This window comes from Devosia sp. Leaf64 (assembly GCF_001421945.1).
GTDB lineage: Bacteria > Pseudomonadota > Alphaproteobacteria > Rhizobiales > Devosiaceae > Devosia.
Genome location: NZ_LMLO01000023.1, coordinates 1 through 324 on the forward strand (window position 1 = coordinate 1; position 324 = coordinate 324).

1 pseudogene is annotated in these 324 nt (G+C 63.9%); it reads right to left on the reverse strand.

The annotated features are described in order from the left end of the window. Positions 1–324 (reverse strand): annotated as a pseudogene (locus ASE94_RS17610) (response regulator); the annotation flags it as partial.

Below are 324 nucleotides of genomic sequence, written 5' to 3' on the forward strand. Positions count from 1 at the left end.
CGAGGATCTGCATCCCGGTTATCGTCTGCGGCGCTCCGCGCCATGATCCGGGGCTGCGCCACCCGCTCGGCCGGCCGCCTGTTTCCCATTTCGAGAATAGCTTCGATCAGCCGCGAGCGATCATAGGGCTTTGTCAGCCGCGGCTTGCCCTTGTAACGCTCCGGCATCGCCTCATCGCCAAAGGCCGTCGCAAAGATGATCGGCGTGCCCCGGCGCGTCAGTTCATCGGCGAGGCTGAACACTGTCGTGCCGTGCAGGCGCACATCGAGCACTGCACCATCGACACCGCGCCGCCCCAGCAATTGCATGGCATAAAAAGGAGTC